General features: G+C 70.3%; 6 protein-coding genes. 5 read left to right on the top strand and 1 reads right to left on the bottom strand.

All coding sequences use genetic code 11. From position 1 onward, the window contains the following. Positions 1–16: 16 nt before the first annotated feature. The gene (locus tag AB0J09_RS56835; protein ID WP_360711075.1) at positions 17–601 is read right to left on the bottom strand and encodes a DUF3043 domain-containing protein; all 585 of its coding nucleotides are present in this window, start codon (positions 599–601) and stop codon (positions 17–19) included. Positions 602–753: 152 nt separating this feature from the next. Here AB0J09_RS56835 and AB0J09_RS56830 point away from each other — a divergent pair, with 152 nt between their 5' ends. From AB0J09_RS56830 to AB0J09_RS56810, 5 genes are all read left to right on the top strand, one after another. Beyond that, positions 754–1,569: a PspA/IM30 family protein gene (locus tag AB0J09_RS56830; protein WP_360711069.1), complete on the top strand. Its 816-nt coding sequence runs from the start codon at positions 754–756 to the stop codon at positions 1,567–1,569. Continuing rightward, entirely contained in the window at positions 1,569–1,847 is a 279-nt protein-coding gene (locus AB0J09_RS56825) for a hypothetical protein (RefSeq protein ID WP_360711072.1), read from the top strand. The genes AB0J09_RS56830 and AB0J09_RS56825 overlap by 1 nt, the downstream gene beginning before the upstream one ends. 3 nt (positions 1,848–1,850) lie before the next feature. Next, a complete protein-coding gene (gene htpX / locus AB0J09_RS56820) occupies positions 1,851–2,750 on the top strand; it encodes a zinc metalloprotease HtpX (protein ID WP_360711066.1) in 900 nt (299 codons plus the stop codon). 6 nt (positions 2,751–2,756) lie between these two features. Beyond that, positions 2,757–3,317: a hypothetical protein gene (locus tag AB0J09_RS56815; protein ID WP_360711063.1), complete on the top strand. Its 561-nt coding sequence runs from the start codon at positions 2,757–2,759 to the stop codon at positions 3,315–3,317. Between the two features lie 36 nt (positions 3,318–3,353). Beyond that, positions 3,354–4,643 (top strand): alpha/beta fold hydrolase (locus AB0J09_RS56810; RefSeq protein ID WP_360711061.1); only part of this gene is annotated, 1,290 nt, incomplete at its 3' end.

The following is a 4,643-nucleotide window of genomic DNA, read 5'->3' as shown; positions in this document are numbered from 1 at the left end:
GTAAGGGGGCCGCGGCCTACTTCTTGGGCGGCACCGGCTTGCCGCCCGGCAGCACCGTGGGCGGCGGGAAGCGGAGCCTGCGGATCTGCAGGGCACGCATCGCCCCGTAGAAGCCCACGCCCTTGACACTCTCGCCGGGCAGTTTCTCCGCCACCTCCCGCTTGACCTTCCAGGCCACGTAGACCGAGGTGAACAGCACGCCGATCATCATGATCGGCCACCCGATGGTGACCACGTAGCCCAGCACCTGGGCGCGGACCGCCATCGGCCACGGGACCCACGTCGCCAGCAGGATCAGTAGCGAGAAAGGCAGGAAATACTGGCTCGGCAGCCGCCGTGCGTCGACCCAGTCACGCGCGAACTTGCGCGCGGGGCCCTTGTCACGAGCAGGAAGATATTTCTCGTCACCTGCGAGCATGCCTTTACGAGCCCTGTCGCGCTCGGCGGCCTGTTTGACCCGCATCTGGCGATAAGCCTCTTTGCGGTCTTTGGGCGCGTGAACGGGCTGGCGCCGCCTGCTCTCCTGCTCACGGCGCTTGGGTGTGGGACGACCTTTACCCTGGGGCTTAGGATCGTCATCGGGGACGGGGGTGTCGTCCACGGAGGTTTGGGAACGGCGTCGCAACACGACGTCAACCCTACCTGGACTGCAACTTAGTGACGCCCTCGTGCGTTATGCGTAGGGTAATCCCAAGGCGGCTGCGCTGCATTGGGTGAACACCAGCACGACCTAGAAGGGGACGGCCGACGCGCATGAGCGTGATGAAGAGACTTTCGATGATCTTCAAGTCCAAGGCCAACAAGGCCCTGGACAAGATGGAGGATCCGCGCGAGACCCTTGACTACTCCTATCAGCGGCAGCTCGAGCTGCTGCAGAAGGTCCGCAGGGGTGTGGCCGACGTCGCCACGTCGCGCAAGAGGGTGGAGCTCCAGATAACCGGGCTTGAGAAGCAGGCTCAGCGCTACGAGGACCAGGGCCGCAAGGCGCTGTCCGTGGGGCGCGAAGACCTGGCCCGCGAGGCGCTGCAGCGTCGCTCCAATCTGCAGACGCAGATGGCCGACCTCAAGCTGCAGCACGACAACCTGCAGGCCGAGGAGGAGAAGCTGACCACGGCTTCCCAGCGGCTGCAGGCCAAGGTCGACGCCTTCCGTACGAAGAAGGAGACGATCAAGGCCACCTACACCGCCGCCGAGGCGCAGACCCGCATCAACGAGGCGTTCTCCGGCATCTCCGAGGAGATGGGTGACGTCGGCCTGGCGATCCAGCGCGCCGAGGACAAGACGGCGCAGATGCAGGCCCGCGCGGGCGCGATCGACGAGCTGCTGGCCAGCGGCGCGCTCGACGACTACACCGGCACCCGCGGCGACGACATCCAGGCCGAGCTCGACCGCATGGGCGGCGGCATGGACGTAGAGTTGGAGCTGGCCAGGATGAAGGCCGAGCTGGGCCAGGGCCCCGCGCCCAAGTCCGCCATCGAGCAGGGCCAGCCGCAGCAGCAGCCCCAGGCGCAGCCGCAGCAGGGCCAGAGCCAGACCCAGCAGCTTCGCCAGCCCGGGGAGGGCGCATGATGATTGTCAGGATCATGGGCGAGGGCCAGGTGCAGATCTCCGCCGAGGACATCGCGGTGCTCAACGAGCTCGACAGCGAGCTGGAAGCCGCCATCGAGGTGGGCGACGAGCCGGTCTTCCGCACGAAGCTGCACGCACTGCTCGACAAGGTGCGCCAAGTAGGCAAGGCGCTTCCCAACGACAGCCTTGAGCCGTCAGAGCTGATCCTTCCCCCCGCGGACGCCTCGATCGAGGAGGTCCGGGAGATGCTGGGCGACCAGGGCCTCATCCCGGGTTAAGCCATGGGCACGCGGTTCGCGTCCGACCGAGGGCTGACCACCCGCATGGCCGTGACGATGTTCCTGCTCGGGTTGCTCTATGTCGTGTTCGTCGGCGTCCTGATCTCTCTGGGCGTGCGGGCACTGACTGTGCTGGTGATAGCCGGGGGTCTGCTGTTCGTGCAGTACTTCCTGTCCGATCGCATCGCGCTGTTCGCGATGCACGGCCGGGAGGTCTCGCCGCAGGAGGCCCCCGAGTTGCACGGCCTGATCGACCGGCTGTGCGCGCTCGCCGACATGCCCAAGCCGCGGGTGGCCATCGCGGATTCCGACGTCCCCAACGCGTTCGCCACCGGCCGCAACCAGAAGAACGCCGTCGTCTGCGTGACGACCGGCATCCTGCGCCGCCTGGAGCCTCAGGAGCTCGAAGGCGTGCTCGCGCACGAGCTGTCGCACGTCGCCCACCGCGACGTCGCCGTCATGACGATCGCCTCGTTCCTGGGCATCGTGGCGGGGCTCATGACCAGGTTCGCCCTCTTCACGGGTCTCGGGGGCCGCCGCAACGGCAACCAGGGCGGCGTGCCCGTCGGCCTGATCATCCTGCTCGTCTCCGTCGTCGTGTACGCCATCAGCTTCCTGCTCACCCGCGCCCTGTCGCGCTACCGGGAACTGTCGGCCGACCGCGCGGGCGCGCTGCTCACGCAACGCCCGTCCGCCCTGGCCAGCGCGTTGGTGCGGATCAGCGGTGACATGGCGAGGATTCCGACCGAGGACCTGCGCGAGGCGGCGCCGTTCAACGCCTTCTACTTCGCCCCGGCGGCCCGCCCGGGCGAGTCGCTGGCGAACCTGTTCTCCACCCACCCGTCGCTCGAACGGCGGCTGGAGCAGCTGACGAACATCTCTAAACAGCTCGGAAGGGGCTGAACCCGTATGGGCTGGCTCGACGCGCTGCTCGGCCGCTCGAAACCGGTCAAACCCAACCTCGATGCGCTGTTCGCCCTGCCGTCCGCCGCCGTGACGCTGCAGGCCGCGACCGGGCTCGTGCCCACCGGCCTCGGCTCGGTGGCGTTCAGGGCCGCGGAGGGCGGCGCGTTCGCCACGCTCGAACGCGACATCAAGGCGCTGCTCGGCGAGCGCGTCGAGGAGTCGCACGACTCGTACGGCTACACCTGGCTGCTGGTGCGCCGCTCGCCCGACCAGCTCGGCGACCTGGTCACCGAGCTCCACGCGGTCAACTCGTCGCTGGAGTCGGCCGGGTTCGGGCCCTCCCTGCTGTGCTCGCTGGTGTCCTTCGCCGGTCAGGACGACGGCAGGCGGCTGGCGATCGTGTACCTCTACAAGCGCGGGACGTTCTACCCGTTCGCCCCGCTCGCCGGGCAGAGGCGGGACAACCCGCTCGAACTTCAGGTGAGAGGCGTCCTGGAGGGCGAGCTGCCGCTGGAGAAGGACCTCAGCCGCTGGTTTCCGGTCTGGGGCGCGCCCGGTCTCTGACAGAGCGCCCGCCACTTTGAGTGATCTAATGATCACGTGGAGCGAAGGTTGTACGTGCTCGCGGCCTCCGCGCTCATCGTGGCGGCGGTGCTGGGCAGTGCGTGGATCACCGGCCAGTTCACGACGCCGCGGGTCGACAGGACCGACGGGTACGTCAGCGAGCTGGCCGCTCGTGACCAGCCGTGGACGCGGCTGTTCCGGGTGAGCGACGCGCTGTCGGGGCTGGCGTGCGTGTTCGGGGTGGCGCTGGTGCCGACGGCGGCGCGCGAGGGGCGGGGCTGGCTGGCGCTGGCCGCCTTCGGGCTGCTCACCCTCGCGGCGGGGCTGTTCCCGCTGGACTGCGCCACGCTGAGCGATCCGTCCTGCGGGCGGCGGCCGATGTCGTCCGGGCACTACGCGCACCTGCTGGTGGGTGCGCTGGCCACGGCCGCCGTGCTGGTCGCCATGGTGCTGCTCAGCGCGCGATGGCGCTCGTGGGTGTCGTGGCTGTTCACGTGGCTGGGACTGGCGGCCACACTGCTCGTGATGGCCGCGAACGCCGACCGGCACGGGGTGGGGATCGCGCACCGGGCGCAGCTGACGATGTTCGCGATCTGGCTGGTGTACGCGGCGCTCCACCTGCTCGTCTCGGACGACGTGATCGTCCGCGCATCGGCGCCGCACGGGGACGCGCGGCCGCACGTGGTCGAGCAGGGCTCCGGGCCCGCCGTGCTCATCACCGCGGGACTCGGCGGCGCCTGGTTCCACTGGGACGCGGTGGCCGCGCGGCTGGCCGCCACCCACCGCGTCATCCGCTTCGACCGCCCGGGCCTCGGCCTCAGCCCGTGCTCGCCCGACCCGCCCACCCTGCACGGCGAGGCCGCCCGCCTGGCCGCGCTGGCCCCCTCGCACCCGGAACAGGTGATCGTCGTCGCCCAGGGCGTGGGCTGCTGGCACGCGGAGGCGTTCGCCAGGCTGCACCCGCTCCGCGTGGCGAAGCTCGTCCTGATCGACCCGGCCGGCGCGGGGGAGCGCAGGCCGTTCTCCGCGGCCGGGAGCGCCGGCCGGTGGCTGCCCGCGCTGGGCGGCACGTGGGGCGCGACCGCCCTGGCCCGCCTCGCGGGGCCCGCGGCGCACCGGCTGCTCACCGGCGTGCGCGACCCGTACGGCGTCTACCGCGTGGGCAAGGTGTCCGCCGCGGTGGCGGGGGAGTGGCTGGCCCGCTGGGACATGATCGCCGACCTGCACCGGCTGAGGGCGGACAGGCCGCTCCCCCACGTGCCGGTCACGGTGATCAGCACGGGTGCGCGGAGCGCGGTCCGGCTGGCAGGCCTCCTGTCCGCCCGG

Source organism: Nonomuraea sp. NPDC049784 (genome assembly GCF_040659615.1).
GTDB lineage: Bacteria > Actinomycetota > Actinomycetes > Streptosporangiales > Streptosporangiaceae > Nonomuraea.
This window is presented reverse-complemented; position numbering and strand designations above follow the sequence as displayed.